The organism is Pedobacter sp. T50_32 (assembly GCF_057652195.1).
Genome location: NZ_JBYFBY010000002.1, coordinates 962,687 through 986,453, shown reverse-complemented (window position 1 = coordinate 986,453; position 23,767 = coordinate 962,687). Strand labels below are relative to the sequence as shown.

Here is a 23,767-nt window from a genome sequence, read left to right as displayed (position 1 = left end):
TGTCTATTTTTTTGAAATTTTATAACGAGAAATTATTTTTCCTCCCTTATCGTCAGGAGATTGCATGAAGAAAAGGTCATATAATTTACCTTCTGCCCAAGTGTCAATCATATTATCATAGAACGGACTGCCAGGATTTCCAGATTGCCCGCCTGGATAAACGCCATGACCTTTCGGGGTTTTACCTAATTCAATCACCATTCGCCACGAAGGGCCATTAGTTTCTGATAAAGCATTTACGGTACTTTTTGAACCTCCGGTAACTAATTTTTTTGAACCAAAGCCTGGTATTTTAGCGAGGTGAGGCACATTTGAGTTTTTAAAATTTCCCCATTGCCATTCTTCGCCAATTGGACCGTATTTACGCTCTAAGCTATCGCAAGCATATTTGAAAGAAGAATTAACTAAGTCTGCTAAGGTTTCTTTTTTAGAAGTTTTAACATTATCGAACCATCGCGATTTGGGATTTTTCTGGATAAGTTCAACGGTACGGTCTCTAGATGGGTAACGCATAGGTACATTTTTGTCTCCAAAATCGTCTTCCCAAATTTCGGTAGCTAAACGTTTCGTCCAAAGATCGAAAACACTTGCAGCAATTGATTTGGCATCGAAATATTTATTCCACTTTGTGACTAAATTATATGACTCTTTTTGTGTTGCATTTAGCGCAGTATTTTCTACCAGAGGTAAAATATGAGGTATTAGATTTTCGGCCATGATACTGTACGAATCCATTTGCAAGTTGCGCATACTGTCTGCAGTAATGTTTTTCATCGCCGTCAGTTTGTCGTTAATTCGCTTTCCTCGCTCGTAAGGAGAAAACTCCCAGTTAATGTAATAAGGATAAGTTGGATCTGTAGAAGACTGATTTGCCGAACTCACAAAGTTACGTGGCGGATTTTTAACCGTTGGATTTTGCGATGCAGGGATCCATCCTTGCCAGTCGTTACTTGGGTCGCTACCATCTAAAATAAATTTGCCCTGATTTTTCCATTTTAGTGGAAACCTTCCATTTGGCGTAATAGCAATATCATTATCTACACTTGCGAAAATGAAGTTTTGCGCAGGCGCAGTAAAATGAGGTAAGGCATTGCGATAGTCATTATAATTTTTTCCACGGTTCATCAAATAAAATGTTTTTAGTTCATTTGATTTTTCATGAGCTATCCAACGTAATGCACTACCTGTAGGAACATTGTTTGCTCGGCCATAATTAGGCTTCTGGAAGTATACTATTGGTCCGTGGTGCGTATACAATACAGTATCAACAATATCTTTTGCGCCCTTTATTTTTATGGTTTCGTAGCGAGGTTTGGTTGCATTCCACTTGTTGTTGTACCAATATTCTTGATGTTTGTTATCCTTAAATTTAATCTGATAAAAATCTAAAACATCTGCAGCCACATTGGTTACGCCCCAAGCTATATTTTGGTTAAACCCAATAATGACCCCTGGTGCACCTGGAAGCGAAACACCATAAGTATTGATGCCTGGTGCATGTAGTTGAATTTGGTACCAAATAGAAGGTAAAGTGAGGTCTAGGTGCGGGTCGTTAGCTAAAACCGGAAATCCAGAAGCTGTTTTAATGCCCGAAACTGCCCAATTATTACTACCAATGCCCTCAACTTTTTGTTTGGTGGCAATATTGGTACTCATCATTTCTGTAAAAGATTTAGGCGTAGATGGTATTGGAAGTGGTTTGAAATCCCACTTTGTGCCAACAGGAATAATTGGATCTTCTTTAAAAGGATAATCTGGAAATAGGTCTTTAGTAATTTCTGGTCCGTATTTGTTGAGGATGTTAGTCATGTAGAACTCGTCGGAACCCATTGCCAATACAGCCGACATTTGCTTAAGCAGTAATGCACATTTTACTGGTGACCACGGTTCGGGTTTAAAATTGAGCAGTTTATATTCTACTGGAAGTTTACGTCTATCTAAAGATTTGATATAGTCATTGATACCCGCTGTATAAGCTAATAACATTTCTCTAGATTCTGGGTCGGCCATCATTCCTTCAAGTGAATTTTCTGCACCATACATCATTCCCATTCTACGCTGGTATTTATCTACTTCGATGGCTTTAGCACCAATTACTTCAGAAATTCTTCCGGCAGCAAAGCGGGTTTGGAAATCCATTTGCCAAAGGCGATGCATAGCAGTAACATAACCTTGCGCATAATAAAGATCGTGGTCGTTTTGCGCAAATACGTGAGGTATCATCCGGTCATCAAAAGCAATCTCGATTTTATCTTTAGCATTTTTAAGTACTAGTTTTTTATTCTTCTTGGGCGACATACTTTCCGCGTTCTGCCAAAATCCAGTAAAAGGATTTAAAAATTTTAGCAGCGGCGGAAGGTCACCGAACTTAGTATTTAATGCGTATCCTAAAAGTATGGGTATGATGATGCAAATCAATGCTTTAACTCTGTTCATTTGGTAAAGGTTATTTTGGTTCTGTTCTCTATGTCAAATCAAAAGTCAGCAGCCAATTTAATTATAAATAACTATTAGCTAAAACTAATTTATATTTTCATTAAATGCTATGCTTGCATAAAATTTTATTTGTAAGTTTTAAAAAATGTATTAAGTTTATGTTATAAACAAATATAAACTACTGAACGTATGAACAAAATCTTTACTAAAGTCATTCTTGTGCTTGGTGTTTTGCTGTGGACTGGGTTCGCAGCAATTGCGCAAAGCATTGTGGTTAGTGGTACAGTTACCGACAAGCTAACCAAAGAACCTATTCCGGGGGTAAGTGTCACGGTGAAAGGGAAGACGATAGGTTCTTCTACCGACCAAAATGGTAGATTCTCATTTACAACAACCGAAAAACCTCCATTTACATTAGCCGTAACGTTTGTAGGTTTTAATACGGTAGAACAACAAGTTACTGGCACAGCAACAGGTTTAACATTCGAGTTGGAGTCTGGAGCAATACTTGGTCAGGAAGTAGTAGTATCTGCGTCTAGAACACCGGAGCGTATCTTAGAATCTCCTGTAACCATTGAGCGTATGGGACAAGCTCAAATTAAAGAAGCTGCCGCTCCATCATTCTATGATGCCATCCAAAATATCAAAGGGGTGGAGATGAGTACACAAAGTTTAACTTTTAGATCTTACAATACACGTGGTTTCAACGCCAATGGTAACACTCGTTTCAATCAATTGATTGATGGAATGGACAACCAGGCGCCTGGCTTAAACTTCTCGGTTGGTAATATTGTAGGTATCACAGAATTAGATGTTGATAATGTAGAGTTATTGCCTGGAGCCTCTTCAGCATTATATGGTGCTGGTGGTATTAGCGGTACTTTATTAATGACTTCTAAAGATCCATTTAAATATCAAGGTGTAAGCTTCCAAATGAAAACGGGTTTAAACCACGTTAATGATAAAACAATGCTTTCAAATGGTAAAACCATGGATCCGCAAGAGTTTAGGCAATTCGATATGCGTATGGCGAAATCTTGGAATAACAAGTTTGGTGCTAAGTTTGCATTCTCATTTTTACAAGCGAAAGATTGGTTTGGTACAAACTATTCTAATTTCGACAGAACTGGTAACACACCCAAAGATGGTACTCGTCAATCTGATCCAAATTATGATGGTGTAAATGTGTATGGTGACGAAGTAAACCAAAACATGAGGGGGGTAGCAAATGCAGTTATTGGTGCAGGTACATCAGGTTTTGTGCAGGCTGCACTCGGATTGCCACAGGCTCCAACCCAAGCTCAAATAGATGCATTTAGAGCAGGCCCTGGTTTGGCAGCACTGAATAATTTCTTAGCAACAAATGCAACAACAAGACCATTTTTTGCTGGAATAAATACTCCCGGTCTTCTTCCTAATCAAAACGTGTCTAGAACGGGTTATAATGAAATTGATTTAGTTGACTACGATACCAAATCGTTAAAAATGTCTGGTGGTCTTTACTACAATTTAACGAATACAATTCAGCTATCTGCTCAAGCAAATTGGGGGACTGGTACTTCTGTTTACACTGGTTCTGACAGGTATTCTTTACGCAACTTCAATATCGGATTGTATAAGTTAGAGCTAAAAGGCGAAGATTTTTATATTAGAGGATACACCACGCAAGAGCGTTCAGGCGATTCTTACATTTCGTCAATTTTGGGAAGCTATATTAATGAAAAATCTAAACCATCACAAACATGGTTCCCTCAGTATGTCGGTAATTATATAGGAGCTAGGTTGCCTGTTGCCCAAGGAGGTGCAGGATTGACAGATGCTCAAGCACATGCAGCTGCACGTAGGGCAGCAGATCAAGGAAGGTTTGAAGTTGGTTCTGCTCAATTTAATAGTGCTGCAGAACAGATACGTAATACTTATATCAGCCAAACAAATATGGGTGCAGGGGTATATGGCGCTAAGTTTAATGATAAATCTAACTTGTACCATTACGAAGGTATGTACAACCTGTCGAGAATGTTTAATAATGCGGTCGAATTTCAGGTTGGAGCCTCTGCACGTAGGTTCGACTTAAACTCTGGAGGTACTATTTTCGATGATTTAAATAGAGAAATCGATATTGACGAGTATGCAGCCTTCGGTCAGTTAGGTAGAAAATTTGGCGAAGTGTTCAAGTTAACTGTTGCTGGTCGTTATGATAAAAGCCAAAACTTCGATGGTCGCTTTACTCCGCGTGTAACAGGCGTTTGGACTGTAGCTAAAAACTCAAACATTCGTGCATCTTTTCAAACTGGTTTCCGCAACCCTACAACACAAAACCAATACATTGATTTATCAGTTGGAGGTGGTACACAACGTTTAATTGGTGGTATACCAGAGTTTTTGAACAAATATAATTTACAAACCAATAAAGGCTATACTGAAGCGAGTTATAGGGCTTATGCTGCTTCTAGAGTAGCTTCGCCAACAGGTGCTGGAGATCGCAATCTGTTGGTGCCCTACACATTTGATCCTAGGGGAGTAAGACCAGAAAGTGTTACTGCATACGAACTAGGTTATAAAGGTTTGTTAGGATCTAATTTCTTAATAGATGTCTATGGTTTCTATAATGAATTTAAAGATTTTATCACTGGTATCAACATTCAGCAAGAAACTGTTGCTAACAGTAATAATTTTGTAAGATTTGGTGTGCCAGTAAACGCAACGGGCAAGGTTACTGCCTACGGTGGTGCATTTGGATTGGATTACGTTAGAGGTAAGTATACATTATCGGGCAACGTTGCTTATAACAAGCTGAACGATTTACCAACGGATTACAACAACGACTTCAATACACCAGAAATTCGTTATAACTTAGGTTTAAGCAACCGTGAAGTTTTCAAAAACGTAGGTTTCAATGTTAACTATCGTTGGCAAGATAGGTTTACTTGGTTCTCTTCATTTGCAGGTGGCGAAGTGCCAGCATTTGGAACTGTAGATGCTCAAGTGAATTTGAAAATGCCTTCAGTTAATTCAGTGATTAAAATTGGTGGTTCAAATATCTTAAACAAATATTACATTACTTCTTATGGTAACCCAGAAGTAGGTGCAATGTACTATGTTTCATTAGCGTTTAATCCATAGGTCTAAGCTATTCCTCCAAAGGAGGAACTATTCTAAAACAAAAAATCCCGGAGAATTTTCTCTGGGATTTTTTGTTTGGAAACTAGAAATCTAACATCGTACTTCTAAAATCGTAAATTATTTATACATCTCTTCTCTCAACTTTGCTACTTCGCTATTGTTGATGTACTCATCGTAAGTCATTAATTTATCTATAATTCCTTTTGGAGTGATCTCGATGATACGATTAGCAACAGATTCCGTCAAAGCATGATCTCGTGAGGTGAATAAAATAGTACCTTTAAAATCCTTCATGCCATTGTTTAATGCGGTAATCGATTCCAGATCCAAGTGGTTGGTTGGTTCATCAAATAATAGAAGGTTAGCTTGTTGTAGCATCATTCTAGAAAACATACAGCGCATTTTCTCACCTCCAGAAAGCACTTTCACGTTTTTCAATACTTCCTCGCCAGAAAACAACATTCTACCCAAGAAACTACGCACAAATTGCTCATCAGCATCAGTTCCAGAATACTCACGTAACCAATCTACCAAGTTCTCATCTTTGTTGGCAAAAAACTCAGTGTTGTCGTTAGGAATATCAGCTATGCTAATTGTTACACCAAATTTGAACTCACCAGTGTAATCTTTATCTGTACCATTTAATACATCGTAAAATGCTGCCGTAGCTAAGCTGTTTTGAGAAAGCACCGCAATTTTGTCGCCTTTGTTCACCATGAAACTAATGTTGTTAAACATTACTTCACCATTTAGCGTTTTACCTAATTTTTCTACTTGTAAAATTTGGTCTCCAGCCTCACGAGCGCCATTATTGTTGAACATAATAGCTGGGTATTTGCGGCTAGATGCTTTAATCTCAGAAATATCGATTTTATCTAACGCTTTCTTACGCGAAGTTGCTTGCTTAGATTTAGAAGCATTGGCGCTAAACCTGCGGATAAATTCCTGCAATTCTTTTACCTTATCTTCTAGTTTCTTGTTTTGGTCAGAGCGTTGTTTCAAAGCCAACTGAGAACTTTCGTACCAGAAACTATAGTTACCGGTGTAAATGCTCATTTTGCTGAAATCGATATCCACGATGTGTGTACAAACCGCATCTAAAAAGTGCCTATCGTGACTTACCACCAATACAATGTTTTGGTAATCGGCCAAGAAGTTTTCTAACCAAGCAATCGTGTCTATATCCAAATCGTTGGTAGGCTCATCCAGCAATAAAATATCAGGATTACCAAATAAAGCTTGTGCCAATAACACTCGTACTTTTTGGTTACCATCTAGTTCTTTCAGTAATTTATGGTGAAATTCTTCCTTAATACCAAGGTTACTCAACATAGTAGCAGCATTGCTTTCCATGTTCCAGCCATCCATTTCGGCAAAAAGATTTTCCAGCTCACCAGCACGTTCACCATCTTTTTCCGTAAAATCTTCCTTCATGTAGATGGCGTCTTTTTCTTTCATGATGTCGTACAATTGCTTGTGTCCCATCATTACCGTTTCAATTACCGGAAACTCGTCGAACTCGTAGTGGTTTTGCTTAAGCACAGCCATACGTTCGCCCGGTGTAAAAGCTACCGTACCGCTAGTTTGCTGCACATCGCCAGATAATATCTTCATGAAAGTAGACTTACCTGCGCCATTTGCGCCAATTACGCCATAGCAATTGCCATGCGTAAATTTTAGGTTAACATCCTCGAAAAGTGTACGTTTTCCGTAACGTAGCGATAGGTTTGAAACTGAAATCATGTTGCTGAAAAATAAGCCGCAAAGGTACGCAAAAAAGGTGGAAGCTGAAAGAATTAAGGTAGACGGTGTTTTTTTGGAAAACAGAACTTGTAGCACTTGGCAGTTGTAGCCCCGCTTTTCGCTACTCCCGATGAAAAATCGGGATCCGCTTCAATCGGGTTTAATTAACAAAGGCACTACTTTAAATTGATGCAATTAACAAAGTTTAGTGCTAGATTGTCAAGTTATTACACTATCGAATTAAACCACCCTCGGTTTTAAGTTTTCGCATTCTATAGCACATCATGGCAGTTTTACCAAGCTTTTTAATGAGGTGATAATTGGCGACAGCACCAACAGCGGCACCAACAACAGGAAGTAATTGCGCTAGTTTCGCCAAATCTATATAATCACGATATTCCTGCTGGAAAGTTTGCCAATCGAAGCCATCTCCTCTTTCGGGTAGTAAAAAGAGTTTGTCTTCCCAGTTTTCCATTTGTGCCAATACTTTCTGGCTACCTACTTGGCTAGAAAAAGCCATTTGAAAAATATGCAGAATGTATAAACGTTCTCTAAAATCGCTAGTGTCAAAACCATAAAGTGCAGCAATTTCATAAAGTAGTTTAACCTTGATGGCAATTAATATCGGGAAATCTGCCATGCTCATTAGGAAGCCGCCAGCACCAGTAATGCCACCTTCGGCTGCGCCAGTTTTACAATAACTGTCAATTTTTGCCTTCACTAAAGCTTCCCTATGAATTAAACTCATTTCTGCGGGAGGCATGTTAGAGCTGGTAATTTCTGAACCAAAAAGTACTGCTTTCACCATCTGTTTAATGGCAACGGTAATTGCTTTATGTATTTTCTGCGGAATATAGCTGTTGATTTTCCCCTGAACTTTTGTGGCAATATTTCCCATCAGCGACGGTTTTTTCATCACTTCAAGTTTCCAGAATTGGAGCTCTAACTCTATTTGCTGATGGTAGTTGTTCATGGTGGTTAATTTACAACAGCTTAGAGGTTAAAAAGTTGGTGAATGTTACAGTTAACCACAAAACATTCAAGAAGTAGTTACTATGAGCAGTGTAATAAGTCGGGAACAAAAAAGCCCTCCGATAAAAATCGGAGGGCTTTAGCTCTATATAAAGTGTTTTATGCTGCTTTTTTCTTTTTGGTTTCGCTGTAGCCCGCAAAGCCTAAGCAAAGCACCAATAAAATAGTTCCAGCTAATGAAATTTTCTCGCCTGTATAGTAAGATTTAGGCTCAAATTTAAATTCTACTTTGTGGTTTCCGGCAGGTAATTGAGCAGCTCTAAGCACGTAATCAGCTCTGAAATATGGTTTTTGTTCGCCATCAATATACATGTTCCAGCCTTTATCGTAGTAAACTTCAGAAAAGACTGCAATTACATCTCTAGGCGCACTGTAGCTATATTCCATGTGATCTGGATGGTATTTCTCTAACTTGATAAATGCAGTTGGATCAGCACCTAAACGAGTAGTATCTAACAGTTTTTTGTACTGTTCATCAACAATAGCTTCCTGTTTTGGATCGAAACTGCTGATGGCTCTCATCTCTTCATCAGCATTTTTTACGAATTGTACACTTTTAACTATCCAAGCATTGCCCAAAGCGGTTGCGTTCCTATTCATCTTGTACGAACCATTTTGAGGGTCTTGCGTAATGAAATATCTGGTATTCAACATATCCAGCACATCTTGGTTTACGCTCTTAGAGAATTGATGCTGAATTAATTCATCGTATCTTTTAAGTTTTGCAGCATGGTAACCTCCAATGGTTTTGTGGAAGTTAGAAATACTAGCATCACTGAAAGTATTTACTGTTTGATCGTAAACTCTATAATGAGGGTCTTTATCGCTCAAAATCAGATTATCTATATCTCTTGGTTGGAAATAATTCGCCAATGTAGATTTGCTTTCGAAATTATCTTTGTTTAAATATTTTCGGTCTACTTGCCACATATCAATTAAAACAGCCACGGCTAATAAGCCAAAAGCCAGATTTGCATTCAATTTTTTAGTAATGAAGGCCCAAACAATACCGTAACCAATTGCTATAAACAAGAAAGCACGGAAGGCATCTGCACGGGCAATTGCAGCACGATCTTCTACCAATGCGTTAGCCAGCTTTTGCGCTGCCGCAGCATTGTTTTGTAGTGTTTGTGTTAATGCCTGTACTATTTCAGCATGATTGTTTGTTTTGAAGCTGAAGAACAAAGTAGGGGCAATTGCTACAATTAGAGCGAAACCGCCGGTTATTGCTGCCGACCAAGTTAATTTTTTAATCAATTCTTTTTGCTCTAGTTTTCCTTCTTGCGCCTCTTTTAGAGCTAAGAATGCTAAAATCGGCACCATTAAACCAACTACTGCCAATATTGATTCTACCGCTCTAAATTTGTTGTAAAGTGGGAAGTAATCGTAAAATAAATCAGATACTAATGGGAAGTTTTTGCCGAATGAAAGTAAAATGAACAGCACGGTTGTTGCCAAAATCCACCATTTTAATCGGTTGCGGACTATAAACAATCCGAAGACGTATAAGAAACATACAATAGCTCCAAAGTAATATCCGCCAGAAGTTCCCGGTTTTTCGCCCCAGTATTCTTGCATGTTAAAGCCACCTGCGTATGGGCTTTGCGCCAATTGTTGTATAATTTGGACGGTTTGACCAGGATCGCCACCGGCAAAATCTGCTGAAACTGCTTTGAATAAGTTACTTTCTGGTTTTACTAGCTCGCTAATGCCGGTAGCGCCACCATATAAGTTAGGGATTAGGAAAGTAAAGCTTTCGCCTACGCCTTGACTCCAAGCGTAAGCATAATCTTTGCTCATACCAGCTTTTTCTTTTGTACCTGATTCCGTAGAAGTCAAGTTCGATTTGCCACGGTTAGTTTCTGCAGCATATTCTGAGGTTGTCCAAAGTAAACTGGCATTAATCATTACAGCAATTACTACTGAGCCAGCTAAATAACCAACAGCTTTACCAAAGGCTGGTAAAGTTTTGTTTTTGTAAGCTTGGTATAATTCTATCCCTACTAAAATTAATAACGAAAGGAATAGATAATAGGTCATTTGTACGTGGTTAGACCTAATTTCTAGCGCTAAAAACATTGCAGTCAAACTTGCGCCGAGCAAATATCTGCCACGCAAAGTCATCAAAATACCTGCAATTATTGGCGCAAAGAAACCGATAGCTAAAGCCTTGTTGCTATGCCCTGTAGCAATTAATACGAAATTATACGTGGTAAAAGCGAAGGCAATGGCACCAGCGGCTGCCAGCCAAGGGTTAACCTTTAAGGTAATGAAAAGAAAATAGGCGCCTACCAATAGCAACAACACAGTTCCAACTGGATTTGGTAAGGCTTTTGTGATTAATGCGATGCCGTAAGTTGCTCCATTGTAGGCATACTGTACCCAAATTTGATAAGTCGGCATACCGCCAAACATCTGATTGGTCCAAAGTGGTCCTTTGCCATCCTTATCTTTGTACTCCATGATTTCTTTTTGCATGGCTTTAGACTGGATAACATCGCTCTGCGCTGGTGCTTTACCCTGCAAAACTGGACTGAAATAGACGAAACAGATAACAACAAATGCTGCTAGAATGGCTAAATGGATGCCATTTTTATTGAACCAATTATTCATATTAAATTTTAACTCAGCCCAAAAATAGAAAATTGAAGGAGATTAAGAAGAAAAAGTTTGTGAAGGAGGGGGTGCAATTCCATTCATCTTCCGTCATTCCCGTGAAAACGGGAATCTTAAAGCATTTTACCTGTCTCTATCCTTGTTTATCGCATTACGATTCCGTATCAAGCAAGGAATGACTACATCATGTCTGGTTGTTGCAACTTTGAAACATTCCAACTTTCCAACATTTCAGTTACCTAAAAATCCTTATTCAGCAACTTCTCTAACTCCCCAAAAGAAACGTTCATGCGCACACGGCCTTGCTTGGCGTACGAAATTTCTCCAGTTTCTTCAGAAATAATTACAGCTACTGCATCTGTAGCCTCCGAAACGCCAATGCCAGCCCTATGTCTTAATCCGAATTGTGCAGGTAATTTGTTGTTATCGGTTAAGGGAAGGATGCAGCTTGCACTTTTGATTTTGTTTTCGGAAATTACCACTGCACCATCGTGTAAAGGACTGTGTTTTTGGAAAATACTTTCTAGCAGTCTTTTAGAAATCTTACTGTCAATTAACTCGCAGCTATTGGTAAAAAATTCGTCATCATAATATTTTACAAAAACCATTAAAGCACCAGTACGTGATTTCTTCATGCTTTTACAGGCATCGATAATAGGTTTGATACGTAAAAGGTTATCTTGCTCTGCACTTTTGTTGCCAAATAAATACCCCCACCAAGCTTTATTTTTTTGTAGAAAAGTTGTTTTGCCGAGGTGTAATAAGAAACGTCGTATTTCGGGTTGGAAGATAATGACCATGGCTAAAATACCAACGCTCATGAATTTATTGATGATGGCTTCCAGCAATTCCATGCGGAGGCCTTTTACAATATAATATACGAGTACGATGATCACCATACCCAATACCAAGTTAACCGCTAAGGTGTTACGTATGAGGCTATAAATGTAATAGATGAGAATGGCTACTAGAGCGATGTCTATGACGTTTATCCAGGTTATATTTAAAAAATCGAAGTCAAAAATTTCCATTGTTGTACAAGATAGGTATTCTCGGTTAATTGTTTAAACTGTTTGAATCGGTTAACCAAGCAATTTTACCAACTCCACGCATTCCTGGGCTTCCTTTACATCGTGTACTCGCAAAATGTTAGCACCTTTGAGTAGGGCAGTGGTATTAAGTACAGATGTTCCGTTTAAAGCATCTTCAGTTTTAATGTTTAGTGCTTTGGTAATCATAGATTTTCTGGAGAAACCAACCAATAAAGGCAATTCGAAGAAGTTGAGCATTTGCATATTCCTCAAAAGCTCGTAGTTATGATTTAAAGTTTTGGCAAAGCCGAAGCCCGGATCGAGGATAATGTCCTTTACACCCAAAGCACTTAAAGTTTTGATTTTTTCGCTGAAATAGCTGAAAACTTCCTTGGTTACATTTTCGTAGCTCGGACTGTCTTGCATGTTCTGTGGCGTGCCTTTCATGTGCATCATAATGTAAGGCACTTGGAGTTTTGCCACGGTTTCGAACATTTTGTCGTCTAAATTGCCAGCGGCGATGTCGTTAATGAGGTGTGCTCCTGCGTTAATGGCTTCTTCAGCAGCTTTTGCTCTAAAAGTATCTACTGAAATCAACGTTTCTGGGAATGCTCTGTTAATGGCTTCAACTATCGGAACCAAACGTTCAATTTCTTCAGTTTCACTCACATCGGCTGCACCTGGGCGAGAAGAATAAGCACCTACATCTATAAACTTTGCACCAGCTTCAATGAATTTTTCAGCTTGCGTTAAAGCTTCATCTACATTACTCACACGGCTTTTGTTATAGAACGAATCGGGAGTGATATTTAGGATAGCCATTACTGAAGGTTTGCTTATGTCGATAAGTTTGCCTTTGCAGTTTAGCGTTTGTTTTCGGTTTAAAAATGTATCTTTAGCCATCAGTTAACAACGGTTACGTAGAGATGTCTTAATAAGCGTTTCGTCATTTCGAACGTAGAGAGAAATCTGTTTTTAAGCCTTTCAATGTGCTAGATTTCTCCTCGTTCCTTGTCGAAATGACGCGATTTTTATCGCCTCTACGGTTTCCAAAATTAAATATTTTAATTGTTTTGGCAGCAAATACTTCTTTAGAATACGATCAGGTGATAGCGGTTTGCAAATCGCTTTTTATTAAGAAAACAAAAGATTACGGTACCGCTTGGCGCATTTTACGTCCGGCTTCTATTACAGACCAAATCTTTATCAAAGCGCAGCGCATTAGAACTTTGGAAGAGAAAAAAATCTCTAAAGTAGAAGAGGGAGTGGTTTCTGAATACATCGGGATTATCAACTATTGTGTAATGGCTATTTTGCAATTGGAGTTGGATAAAGATGAGCCCAATGAACTGGCGGTTGATGTAACTGAAGCTTATTACAACGAGCGTGTGCAAGAAACCAAAGATTTGATGATGGACAAAAATCATGATTATGGCGAAGCTTGGCGTGATATGCGTATCAGTTCTTTAACGGATTTAATTCTGATGAAGATTTTGAGAGTGAAGCAAATCGAAGATAACGATGGACAAACTCTAGCTTCTGAGGGGATTAAGGCTAATTACCAAGATATGCTGAACTACGCAGTTTTCGCGTTGATTAAATTGGGAGTGGGTTAATTAAGTTAAAAGCATAAAATCGAGAGTTGAAAGTCGAAAGTTCACATTCTTTAAAGCAAAACCATTTTTCAACTGCGAAATTTGAACTGGAAGAAACTGGATTTTCGGTGCTAAACAACGTCTATACTCCAAAAGAGGTAGAACAAATAATCGCGGTAATAGCTACCGCAGATAGTGATAAAGCTACCTTTAGAAAATCGGAAGATTTGTTTGCCATTAGGCAGTTCTTGAAAGAAATTCCAGCAGTTGAAAGCTTAGTTTTTAACGAAAAGTTGAAACAGTTGTTGGCAGAAGTATTTGGAGATAACGTTTTCGTCGTAAAGAGTATCTACTTTGACAAGCCCGAAAAATCAAATTGGTACGTGTCGTATCATCAAGATTTGACTATTTCAGTTGATAGAAAGGTAGAAATGGAAGGTTTCGGCCCTTGGACTGTGAAGCAGCAACAATTTGCAGTGCAACCTCCGTTGGCAATTCTGGAAAGAAATTTCACTATCAGAATTCATTTAGATGATACGAATAACGATAATGGAGCTTTAAAAGTTATTCCAAAATCGCATCTTAAAGGAATTTACAGACCTGAAACAATTGATTGGAATATAGAACAAGAAGTAGTTTGCGAGGTTGAAAGTGGAGGAGTGATGTTGATGAAACCTTTGATTTTGCATAGCTCTGGCAGAACCACCAACGGACAAAAAAGAAGAGTAATACACATAGAATTTTCAGACGTTGACTTGCCTAAGGGACTTCAGTGGTCGGAAAGATTAAATTGAAGTAGATACATAAGCAGCGTGTGCTTGCTTAATAAATTATCGTCATTTCGAACGAAGAGTAACGTAGTGAGAAATCTAGCAAAATGCTTAACGAATTGTTAGATTTCTCCTCATTCTTCGTTCGAAATGACGACAAAAGTAAAAAATATGAAAAAAGCACTTTTTCAGTTTTCTAAATGGTTTGTAGGCATTCTGTTTATTTTTTCAGGATTGATAAAAGCCAATGACCCCTTAGGTTTTGGGTACAAACTACAAGAGTATTTCGAGGTTTTCCATATCAGTTTCTTAAACGGCTGGGCAACTGGAATAGCGATATTGCTTTGCATACTAGAAATTCTATTTGGCGCACTTTTATTATTTGGTATTTTTAGAAATTTCGTAGTAAAAGGACTTTTAGCCACCATCATCTTTTTTACTTTTCTAACATTTGTTTCGGCGGCATTTAAGGTAGTTACGTCTTGCGGTTGCTTCGGAGATGCCATTCCGTTAACACCTTGGCAGTCCTTTTCAAAGGATGTGGTATTGCTAATTCTAATTGTGTTTATTTATCTCAACAGAAGTTTAATTAAACCTATTTCTGAAAAACCAGGCGTACAAAGTGGGATATTTGGTGGGGTTTTCACAGCATCTTTGTTGTTTAGCACTTTTACTTATACGAGATTGCCTATTATCGATTTTCTTCCTTACAAGGTTGGCTCTAGTATTCCTGAGAATATGAAAATTCCAGAAGGAGCACCAGTTGACGAGTACCTTATTATGTACGATTTGAAGCACAAGCAAACTGGGGAAACTAAAACCATGAGTGACAAAGATTATCTGGCGAAGGAAGTTTGGAAGGATGACAACTGGGAAGTAATAGGTTCTCCATCTAAAAAGCTCATTAAAAAAGGTTATGATGTAAAAATCAAAGACCTGATGATTACCGATGCTTCGGGAACAGATTACACGAAAGAGATTGTCGAAAATCCTTATTATAATTTAGTAGTTGTAGCCTATAATTTGAATGAGACTAACGAAGATGCGATTGCAGAAGCAAATGCTTTGGCTTTAAATGCGACGGAACAATTTAACATCCGTACAGTATTGTTAACCTCCAATTCGGCGAAAGATGCAGAACAATTTAGCAAACGAATGAAACTGTTTATGGAAGTTTTTTATGCTGATGCTGTGCCGCTGAAAAGTATGGTTCGTGCTAACCCGGGAGTGTTGTTGTTAAAAAATGGAGTGATTGTGAATAAATGGCACTACAATTCCTTACCTTCATTTGATAACTTCACTGAAAAATATTTCGCTAAATAATGGGCATCTACGCACTCAGAAAATTATTGTACGGATTGGCTGTAATGGCTGGTGTAGTTGCAGTAGTGTTTGTTTTGTTCAATATCCTGCCAGGAGACCCTGCTCGTATGACAATGGGGCAACGTTCTGATGTACAATCACTGGAAGCTGTGAGAAAAGAGTTCGGCTTGGATAAATCTAAACCAGTGCAGTTTTTCTTGTACGTGAACGATTTATCTCCAGTTAGCGTTCACGAAAATACGCCAGAAAATCAAGAGAAATATGGCTATGCGAAACTGTTTAGTATTGGAGATGATGCGTGGGTTTTAAAGAAGCCATACTTACGTCGTTCTTACCAAACCAAACGTGATGTTACTGCTGTTTTGGCCGAAACTGTTCCTAATACATTTGTTTTGGCGCTAACAGCGATGATTTTCGCAACAATTATTGGTGTGTTTTTAGGTGTGCTTTCCGCAGTTTACAAAGGCACTTGGATAGATAAAGCTGCCAATATGTTCGCCATTTTGGGAATATCAGCTCCTGCTTTCTTCGCTGGAATTATCATAGCTTGGTTCTTCGGTTTTGTACTATCCGATTATACGGGACTGAATATGAGTGGCAGTTTGTACAGTTACGACCCATTTGAGGGAGAAGTAATGACCTTGAGAAATTTATGGTTACCGATGATTACTTTAGGCTTACGGCCGCTGGCAATTATTGTGCAATTAACCCGCAGTGCGATGTTAGATGTGCTTTCTCAAGATTACATCCGCACTGCAAGAGCAAAGGGTTTATCTCGTAAAACGATAATTTATAAACATGCTTTAAAGAATGCCTTAAATCCGGTAATTACTGCAATTTCTGGATGGTTTGCTTCTCTGTTGGCGGGTTCGTTCTTTGTAGAATATATTTTTGGATACAATGGTTTAGGTAGAACTACAGTTTATGCGCTAGAAATGTCAGATTTCCCTGTGGTAATGGGCTCTATCTTGTTCATCGCCTTTGTATTTGTGGTGGTAAATATCTTGGTAGATTTGCTTTACGCTTGGATAGACCCGAGGGTGAAATTAGCATAGATGGGTGGGTTAATTGTTTAAACTGGTTAACTGGTTAATTGTTGATTTACGTTACGAATAATTGTTAAATTGCATTATACAGTTAACCAATTTCACAATTTAAACAGTTAACCCAAAATGCATATCTACTCTTTTGAAAAACTAGAAACTTGGTAAAAAGCCAGGGTATTTAGGAAGGAAATCTATCTCCTCACTAAAAAATTCCCTAGAGAAGAAATATTCGGATTAGGTAGCCAAATAAAACGTTCGGCAAGTAGCATTGGCGATTGCTTAGCTGAAGGCTCAACAAGAATTACAGCCAAAGATAAGGCTCATTTTATTACGATGTCTTATTCTAGTGCTATTGAAACCGTTAACCATATTGTTGGCGCATTTGATTTAGAATTTATTACGGAAGAGGAATATGAATACTTCAGATTGAAGTTAGATGAGATAACCAACAAGTTAAATGCATTAAAAAACTCAATACTAAAAAACGGCTAAGCTAATATTCAGGACACAATTAACCAGTTAACCAATTCAAACAATTAACCCAAAAATGAAGATTTTCCTAGTAGGATTTATGGGCTGCGGTAAAAGCACCAAAGCAAAACAGTTAGCAAATCTATTAGAATGCCCTGTAATTGATATCGATGCGGTAATAGTAGCTCAGCAGAATATGAGCATAGCTGATTATTTTGCAGCTAATGGCGAAACCGCTTTTCGTCAACTAGAGAATGAAATATTGAAGTCTTTTGATTATCCAGAAACCTGTGTGGTGGCGACTGGTGGTGGTTTGCCTTGTTATTTCGATAACATGGAATGGATGAACCAAAACGGTATCACGGTTTATTTGGAGATGACACCTCCGCAACTGGTTTCGCGTTTGCACAATAGAGAAAAGCGACCTTTGTTGAAAGGGATGGATGATGAACAGTTATTAGCGTTTATCATTGGTAAGTTGGACGAGAGAAATGTTTTTTATTACCAATCGCAAGTTGTTATCAATTCATTTGATTTAGAACCAAAAGCCTTGTTGGAGGAAATAGAGAAGCTGAAGAAATAGTTTATTCCTTTCAATTCGCTGTTCCTTTTTTAATGATAACATTTAGTGGATTTTCCACTTCCGTTGATATCGATTTTCTCTCCCTGTAGGGAGAGATGTTCAAAGGACAGAGAGGGTTCAACTACCCCAAATTCTCTAACTTCTCATCCATTTTCCGGATTTTTGTTTTGCCGTGAGGACTAGGTTCACTACGCTCATTTACATTTACAAAAACCATCTTATCAATAGTTAGGATTGCCATTTTGGTTATTTTATTTCTTACTTCACATTTTAGCGTAATCGATGTACGTCCAAACTCAGCGGCAGTCATTCCCATTTCTACAATGTCGCCCAGTTTTCCAGAAGAAACAAAGTTGATTTCGGAGATAAGTTTGGTTACTACACGTGGTGCTTCTAATTGGCACATCGCATAGATTGCGGCTTCTTCGTCAATCCATTTTAACAAGCTGCCTCCAAAAAGGCTACCATTTGGGTTTAAATCTTCGGGCTTAATCCATTTACGAGTGTGGAAATTCATTGTATGTTGTTTTTTGAGGCTAATTTAAGGTTTACTTATTTGATTTAAGAAGGCTGGATTAATAAACCTCTCTTTAAAGCTATCGCATGACAAATATTAATAAATACTATTTTCCTCCCCCTTAATCCCCCTCCAAAGCGGGATACATGACGCTTAGGCATTCTGTATATCCCCCTCTTCGAGGGGGCAGGGGGAGGAAAATCTGCTTACAAAACGTGATGATGTGAACATCTCCTCAAAAGACGAGAATTTAGGATTACAATTTTCTTGCTACATCTTTCCTCAAAACACCATTAAACCCTACAACGGTGTCGGGTAATTGAGAAAGTTCGATGGTTTTACCAGTATTAGGAATGTAGGTTTTATAAGTGAACTGTTTCGCATTATGAACCGGAACCTCGATAATGGTATAGGCTCTCGTTGCAGGTCGAGTATCTCCTAAAAGCGGTCGTGGCCCTTCGCCAATGCAGCCAGCATTCAATAATCTTAACTTATTAGAAGAGGCAGGGAAATAAGCATGTTGGTGACCGCTGATATACAAATCGATGCCATGCTTTTTGAAGAAATTGGCGGTATTTTCACTGTCGGCTAAAACTTCGCCTGGTTTGTTTTTGCTAGCCACAATAGCGTATAAAGGCAAATGACCTAACAGCACACGTAGTTTTGCTTTCTTTGCCGTCTTAGATTGCAGTTGTTTTTCCATCCAATCGAATACTTCTTGCGGTACTTTTGAGCCTGCAGCATCCCAACTAATAAAGAAAATATCGTTTTGCTGATAACTGAAATAGAAAGGGAAATGTGTTTTGTCGATATATTTTAACCCTAACTGATGTTGTCTGCTTAACCAAAATTCTTGTGCCAATTTGCGGTCTTGTTGGTAAGATGGCGAAGCATCGTGGTTGCCAACCGTGAAGCCAAAAGGCACTTTCATTTGTTGGATTGGTTTTAGCACGTTTTCATCGAAGCTGCTCCACATGGCTTGCGTTTGTTCTGCTGTAATTGATGCTTTTTGTCCAGCAACCATATCACCTCCACATAAAATGATGTCAGGTTTGATGCTGTCTAATTCTTTCAAAGTGGCATAAACATCTGGATTGTATTTGGTAGAGCCGTAACTAGAATTTAAATCGCTTATTACCGCAATTTTGATAGTCTTTTGTTTTGGTTTGTCTTGATGTGGCTGTTGCCAAGAGGAACAGATAAATGTAAGTAGGAGAAGAATGGTAAAGGTTGCGGCTTTCATTTAGCTAAGATAGGCAAATGCTAGGTTTTGTTGCAGTGCCGTACGATAATAAACCCAATTGCAGCGGTTATACTTTTTGCTGCGTCATTTCGACGAGGAACGAGGAGAAATCTGTTAGTTAATAGTGCTTGGCTGTAGATTTCTCTCTGCGTTCGAAATGACGGCAAAAGAACACAAAAAGATAAAAGCGAAAAGTGGGACTGCAATTGCCGATGCGGGAAAAAGCACCTTTTCAAAAACTATTTGCTATAACTACTCAGTTTACCAGCAATGCTTTTAATGGAAGTATCAAGCTCTTGTGCGGACTGTAAAAGTGCGCCTTCGGTTTCTAAATAGCTGGTGCATTTATCGTCGCTCATTTGTACCACGGTTAATTATGCCCAAAATGTTCGAAAGATGTTTTCGTACCTCGTGGGAGTTAATGAAAGACAGTTCATTATTAAGTTTGTCGTAAGCCAATTTATTGAACCTTTTGGTGGCCAAAACCGTTCTGTAGAGTAGAAATAGAGCTAAAATAATCATGGCACCAATGGTGATAGACAGCCACAAGTAGTTCTTTTTTACTTTTAAATCTTTTTCTACCGAAGCATACCTGTCCTTAATTTCATGATATTTTACAAAGGCAGTGATGTTGTCTGTTTTGAGCTGTTTTTCGGCGTATAAACTAACTTTTTCTGCATTTTTCTGGTAATACAAAGAGGCCGATTTGTAATCTCCTTCGCTGAGATAAATGTCGCTGAGCATTTTGTAGAGCTTGCTGCTCAATAGCGGTAGGTTCTTCAAATCTCCCGTGGCAAGCATTACTAAAATAAACTTCTTTGCACGTGGTATTTCACTAAATGTAACCAATGCTTTGGCGTAATGATAACCACTCATAAGCTCGTCATCGTCTTTTGGACTATTAATTACTTTTCTAATTTCTTCTATGGCCGCCGGATTTTTTGCTAGCAACAACTTCATGTAGTTTAACCGATGAAAAGCGATGGAACTATCAGCTAATTTTTCAGTTCCTGCGAAGGCTTTTTTTGTGTAATGATGTAGCGAGTCTGCGTTATTTAGGTAGAAGTAAACAATGGCCAAATTTTTATAGAGCAACGGTTTTACTAGCTTAGTTTTCTTCTTCTGGGCTAATAAAATGCCCTTGTTTAAAGATTTAATGGCTTCGTTATATAAGCCGGCTTTGAGGTATAAATCTGCCAAACCTATATAATTAATGATACTATTTTTATCGCTATTTTTTCTTTGCGCCAACAGTTTATCAATTACCTGATAGTTTTCTATAGCTACCGAATAGTTTTCTAGACCAGTTTCGATGTTGGCCAGAAGTGAAAGAAAACGCACAAGCATTTCTTCTGGAATTTGAGGCTCGTTTAAACCTTTTTGAACAAATGATTTGGCTTGGTTTAGATGGAGAAGATTTCTGGCACTATGTGCTTCTATCTCGTAAATTAAAGCTTGTTTATCTGGAATATCACTTTTTGAAAGTGCAGCAATTAGGATAGATTTATTTTTTGGAATACTATCAATGTTGGCATCAATAATATACTTAGTAGTGAGTTCATAAATCTGCTCGGCAGCTTCGTTGGCTGGTAGTTTTAGCGCAGAAGAAAGCTTAGAAGATAAGTTTTCGTTGGCCTGCGCCGAAGTTGACAATAGTAGAAAAACCACTATCGAAACAACAGATTTTACTGTAAAGGTATTCATGAGGGATGATTTTCATTGGTTAGTAGATGTAAAATAAAGAAATTTTTTAACCAACTGCAAATCAGTGCTTTTGTGCGGTTTTGTTTGTGCTGTAATAAAAAAGCGCCGTACATAAATGAATGCACAGCGCTTTTTACAAACAGAGAACTTACTTCGAGAGTTCTGCTAAATATTCTTGCGTTTGCTTCTCTACCGCCAAAGTAGCTACCTTAATGCTCGAACCTACTCTTGTTGTTTTTGGGTCTACCGCTAACTTGCCGATGGTAGCTAAGGCATCTACGTACCATTTGCCCCAAACTTCAATAATTTGCTTTTCATCTTTGGCAGATTTACCTTCTGCAATTGCTTTTTTACTTAACTCAAACTCAGTTTTTAAACGCACCAACGCATCTTCTTTAACTTGAGTAACAGTTGCTGATGCCGTATTTTCATCAGCAGTAATTAATGTGTAGGCTGCAGTTAATGCACTAACGCCAACGTTTTTCATCGTTTTGGCAGAAACCTTATCAATTCTATCGTTGTCTGTGTGGTAAAACACATCCGTAAAATGCCACATCAGCAAGCCGGGAATTTTATTCTGCAAGAAAGGCGTATGGTCGCTACCACCTTCAAAGGGATTAAACTTTACCGTCCAATTGGCAAATTTGCCTTGTTCTTTGCAAATGTCGAACACAAAATCGTTGAAATAATGCGGGAACAAATCCTTTTCTTTCACATCTCCAGCGCCCCATTCAGAGTGTTTGTCTTCGCCTCTGGTCCAAATTGCAGATGGGTCTGGCATTTTTTCTAGCAAGAAAGTACCGCCAGTTTTCTCGGTGTCTTCGCCCACCATATCCAAACTCATTCCCCACAAAATACCTTTTGCACGAGCGCTGTCTTCTACAATATAACGTTTGGTCGAAGTAATTTCATCGCCCCATAAAAAGGTTAAACTACGCTGAGGTTTTAACTTGCCGCCTTTCACTAATTGTGCGGTTAGGCGAGCCATTTCAGCTAAAGTCCCAACGCCCGATGCATTATCGTTAGCACCTGGTTCTTGTACGTGAGCACTGTAAACGAAACGTTCCTGTGGTTTTACGCTGCCACGAACATTTGCCACAATGGTTAATTCTTCGGCAGGGTAAGTTTTGGTAGTGATGTTCACTTTCAAATCTACTTTGCCTTTTAAGCAAGCTTCTTTCAGTTTTTCTTTAGATGCGTACGATAAAAACAAAGCCCAAATGCCTGCATTGGTCTGCATTGGACTGAACTGAATTGAAGTGGTATGTTTAGTAGGTTGGTTGTAAGTAGGAAGCGAAAAACCTAAAACACCAATAGCTCTAGCTTTAGCAGCTAAACTTACTAAACGTTGCGTAGGCATATCGCCAAATACGATTTTACCTTTCAAATCTTTGCCTTCTAAATCTTCTTTGCTGGCTTTGTTTATAAAAACCACTTCGGCGGTTACGCCTTCTGCAGCAGTAGAAACACAGTTAATAGGTATCATGTTTCTGTTGGTTTTGAACGACTGCAATGGCGCACTTTCGCCAACAATGCTGATGTTTGCGTCCACAGGCTCCCAAGCATCGCGTTTCATAGCTCTTTTTTCGATACGGTAGGTGAGAGGAGCTTCAAATTCGTCCTTCTTTTGCAGAACGTAGCCCGCTTTTTTCAAGATATCTTCTACTCGGTAAATACTGGCATCGAAACCTTTATTGCCCGGTAAACGGAAAAATTGCTCTACAAAAGCGGTAGTTTCGTAAGCGTTTTTCTCGTTAAAACCAGCTCTGGTTAATTTAAAATATTGTTCTTTTTGGTTCTGTGCCGTTGCATTGATGGTCAGTGCGGCTAATACAATAAAAAGTAGTTTTTTCATGTTAATGTTGTAGGATGCAAAAGTAGTATAATCGGGGGGTAAAATAATCAAGCGCCAATAATCAATATTCAAAATTGTATAGATGTTGATTAAAAAGGTTTGAAAAGTAAATTTGGTGATACTATTAAGGTGCAGTCCCGCTATTCGCTTTATCCCGATAAAATCGGGATGCTCGCTACTATCGGGTTTAATAAACAAAAGCCTTGTTCAACTATTAACCAATGTGGCTAAAGCCTAAAACAAATTGCATAAAAACCGTTGGCTAAAGCCAACGGCAATTGACTTGCAGATGCTCTATATGATTTGCAGGATGTACATTTTTACATTCATTGCCGTTGGTTTCAACCAACGGATATAGAAAATAAATAACTAAAAAAGCTGTGCCATAAAGATTAGAACAAGAGGTAAATTGGCAAGTGTTTTGCACAGGTTTGCGTTTAATAAACCCCGATTGAAGCGGAAATGCTTTTTGTGCGTCATTTCGAAGGAGGAACGACCGAGAAATCTGTTAGTTAGTGAAACATAGCTTGTAGATTTCTCACATGCGTTCGAAATGACGGCAAACAGAAGGCAAAAAGATTACAGCGTAAAGCGGGACTACATTTGCCATTGAAACCGGAACGAGCGTTTTCAAGAGAAAAAAACCAATAAATCAATAACCAATCATCAAATTCCAATT

Annotated in this window: 16 protein-coding genes and 1 pseudogene; 7 read left to right on the top strand and 10 right to left on the bottom strand. The window is 38.5% G+C overall.

Features of this window, described 5'->3' with window-relative positions; genetic code table 11:
- Window positions 1–3 precede the first annotated feature (3 nt).
- Window positions 4–2,436 carry a penicillin acylase family protein gene (locus AC23ME_RS09585; protein ID WP_487727538.1) on the bottom strand — a complete coding sequence of 811 codons (2,433 nt, stop codon included), beginning with the start codon at window positions 2,434–2,436 and terminating at the stop codon, window positions 4–6.
- Window positions 2,437–2,625: 189 nt separating this feature from the next.
- Here AC23ME_RS09585 and AC23ME_RS09580 point away from each other — a divergent pair, with 189 nt between their 5' ends.
- Window positions 2,626–5,559, top strand: coding sequence for a TonB-dependent receptor domain-containing protein (locus AC23ME_RS09580; protein ID WP_487727537.1), 2,934 nt, complete (start codon window positions 2,626–2,628; stop codon window positions 5,557–5,559).
- Window positions 5,560–5,676: 117 nt separating this feature from the next.
- Here AC23ME_RS09580 and AC23ME_RS09575 read toward each other — a convergent pair whose 3' ends face one another.
- The 5 genes from AC23ME_RS09575 to folP all read right to left on the bottom strand — a co-directional run bounded on the left by AC23ME_RS09575 (window position 5,677) and on the right by folP (window position 12,884).
- A complete protein-coding gene (locus AC23ME_RS09575) occupies window positions 5,677–7,302 on the bottom strand; it encodes an ABC-F family ATP-binding cassette domain-containing protein (protein WP_487727536.1) in 1,626 nt (541 codons plus the stop codon).
- Window positions 7,303–7,534: 232 nt separating this feature from the next.
- Entirely contained in the window at window positions 7,535–8,275 is a 741-nt protein-coding gene (locus AC23ME_RS09570) for an EcsC family protein (RefSeq protein WP_487727535.1), read from the bottom strand.
- 158 nt (window positions 8,276–8,433) lie between these two features.
- Complete coding sequence (locus AC23ME_RS09565; protein ID WP_487727534.1) at window positions 8,434–10,947, bottom strand: YfhO family protein; 2,514 nt, start codon at window positions 10,945–10,947, stop codon at window positions 8,434–8,436.
- A 242-nt stretch (window positions 10,948–11,189) separates the two neighbouring features.
- Window positions 11,190–11,981 (bottom strand): diadenylate cyclase CdaA, encoded by a 792-nt coding sequence (cdaA, locus tag AC23ME_RS09560; protein WP_487727533.1) that lies wholly within the window; start codon window positions 11,979–11,981, stop codon window positions 11,190–11,192.
- 51 nt (window positions 11,982–12,032) lie between these two features.
- Window positions 12,033–12,884 (bottom strand): dihydropteroate synthase, encoded by an 852-nt coding sequence (folP, locus tag AC23ME_RS09555; RefSeq protein ID WP_487727532.1) that lies wholly within the window; start codon window positions 12,882–12,884, stop codon window positions 12,033–12,035.
- A 170-nt stretch (window positions 12,885–13,054) separates the two neighbouring features.
- Here folP and AC23ME_RS09550 point away from each other — a divergent pair, with 170 nt between their 5' ends.
- The 6 genes and pseudogenes from AC23ME_RS09550 to AC23ME_RS09525 all read left to right on the top strand — a co-directional run bounded on the left by AC23ME_RS09550 (window position 13,055) and on the right by AC23ME_RS09525 (window position 17,769).
- Complete coding sequence (locus AC23ME_RS09550; RefSeq protein ID WP_487727531.1) at window positions 13,055–13,597, top strand: DUF1599 domain-containing protein; 543 nt, start codon at window positions 13,055–13,057, stop codon at window positions 13,595–13,597.
- 26 nt (window positions 13,598–13,623) lie between these two features.
- The gene (locus AC23ME_RS09545; protein WP_487727530.1) at window positions 13,624–14,370 is read left to right on the top strand and encodes a phytanoyl-CoA dioxygenase family protein; all 747 of its coding nucleotides are present in this window, start codon (window positions 13,624–13,626) and stop codon (window positions 14,368–14,370) included.
- Window positions 14,371–14,517: 147 nt separating this feature from the next.
- Complete coding sequence (locus tag AC23ME_RS09540) at window positions 14,518–15,669, top strand: BT_3928 family protein (protein ID WP_487727529.1); 1,152 nt, start codon at window positions 14,518–14,520, stop codon at window positions 15,667–15,669.
- The gene (locus tag AC23ME_RS09535; RefSeq protein WP_487727528.1) at window positions 15,669–16,724 is read left to right on the top strand and encodes an ABC transporter permease; all 1,056 of its coding nucleotides are present in this window, start codon (window positions 15,669–15,671) and stop codon (window positions 16,722–16,724) included. The genes AC23ME_RS09540 and AC23ME_RS09535 overlap by 1 nt, the downstream gene beginning before the upstream one ends.
- A gap of 168 nt (window positions 16,725–16,892) precedes the next feature.
- Window positions 16,893–17,207: pseudogene (locus tag AC23ME_RS09530) on the top strand (four helix bundle protein); the annotation flags it as partial.
- A 55-nt stretch (window positions 17,208–17,262) separates the two neighbouring features.
- Complete coding sequence (locus AC23ME_RS09525; protein WP_487727527.1) at window positions 17,263–17,769, top strand: shikimate kinase; 507 nt, start codon at window positions 17,263–17,265, stop codon at window positions 17,767–17,769.
- A gap of 121 nt (window positions 17,770–17,890) precedes the next feature.
- Here AC23ME_RS09525 and AC23ME_RS09520 read toward each other — a convergent pair whose 3' ends face one another.
- From AC23ME_RS09520 to AC23ME_RS09505, 4 genes are all read right to left on the bottom strand, one after another.
- Window positions 17,891–18,286 carry an acyl-CoA thioesterase gene (locus AC23ME_RS09520; protein WP_487727526.1) on the bottom strand — a complete coding sequence of 132 codons (396 nt, stop codon included), beginning with the start codon at window positions 18,284–18,286 and terminating at the stop codon, window positions 17,891–17,893.
- Window positions 18,287–18,542: 256 nt separating this feature from the next.
- Window positions 18,543–19,529, bottom strand: coding sequence for a metallophosphoesterase family protein (locus AC23ME_RS09515; RefSeq protein ID WP_487727525.1), 987 nt, complete (start codon window positions 19,527–19,529; stop codon window positions 18,543–18,545).
- A 345-nt stretch (window positions 19,530–19,874) separates the two neighbouring features.
- Window positions 19,875–21,233 (bottom strand): tetratricopeptide repeat protein, encoded by a 1,359-nt coding sequence (locus AC23ME_RS09510; RefSeq protein WP_487727524.1) that lies wholly within the window; start codon window positions 21,231–21,233, stop codon window positions 19,875–19,877.
- A 148-nt stretch (window positions 21,234–21,381) separates the two neighbouring features.
- On the bottom strand, window positions 21,382–23,088 hold the full coding sequence (locus tag AC23ME_RS09505; protein WP_487727523.1) for a M28 family peptidase: 1,707 nt from the start codon (window positions 23,086–23,088) through the stop codon (window positions 21,382–21,384).
- Between the last annotated feature and the right edge of the window lie 679 nt (window positions 23,089–23,767).

Bases quoted from the DNA above. Each gene is read 5' to 3' on its own strand.
- AC23ME_RS09585 (WP_487727538.1), bottom strand. From the start codon at position 2,436: ATGAACAGAGTTAAAGCATTGATTTGCATCATCATACCCATACTTTTA.
- AC23ME_RS09580 (WP_487727537.1), top strand. From the start codon at position 2,626: ATGAACAAAATCTTTACTAAAGTCATTCTTGTGCTTGGTGTTTTGCTG.
- AC23ME_RS09575 (WP_487727536.1), bottom strand. From the start codon at position 7,302: ATGATTTCAGTTTCAAACCTATCGCTACGTTACGGAAAACGTACACTT.
- AC23ME_RS09570 (WP_487727535.1), bottom strand. From the start codon at position 8,275: ATGAACAACTACCATCAGCAAATAGAGTTAGAGCTCCAATTCTGGAAA.
- AC23ME_RS09565 (WP_487727534.1), bottom strand. From the start codon at position 10,947: ATGAATAATTGGTTCAATAAAAATGGCATCCATTTAGCCATTCTAGCA.
- cdaA (WP_487727533.1), bottom strand. From the start codon at position 11,981: ATGGAAATTTTTGACTTCGATTTTTTAAATATAACCTGGATAAACGTC.
- folP (WP_487727532.1), bottom strand. From the start codon at position 12,884: ATGGCTAAAGATACATTTTTAAACCGAAAACAAACGCTAAACTGCAAA.
- AC23ME_RS09540 (WP_487727529.1), top strand. From the start codon at position 14,518: ATGAAAAAAGCACTTTTTCAGTTTTCTAAATGGTTTGTAGGCATTCTG.
- AC23ME_RS09535 (WP_487727528.1), top strand. From the start codon at position 15,669: ATGGGCATCTACGCACTCAGAAAATTATTGTACGGATTGGCTGTAATG.
- AC23ME_RS09525 (WP_487727527.1), top strand. From the start codon at position 17,263: ATGAAGATTTTCCTAGTAGGATTTATGGGCTGCGGTAAAAGCACCAAA.
- AC23ME_RS09520 (WP_487727526.1), bottom strand. From the start codon at position 18,286: ATGAATTTCCACACTCGTAAATGGATTAAGCCCGAAGATTTAAACCCA.
- AC23ME_RS09515 (WP_487727525.1), bottom strand. From the start codon at position 19,529: ATGAAAGCCGCAACCTTTACCATTCTTCTCCTACTTACATTTATCTGT.
- AC23ME_RS09510 (WP_487727524.1), bottom strand. From the start codon at position 21,233: ATGAATACCTTTACAGTAAAATCTGTTGTTTCGATAGTGGTTTTTCTA.
- AC23ME_RS09505 (WP_487727523.1), bottom strand. From the start codon at position 23,088: ATGAAAAAACTACTTTTTATTGTATTAGCCGCACTGACCATCAATGCA.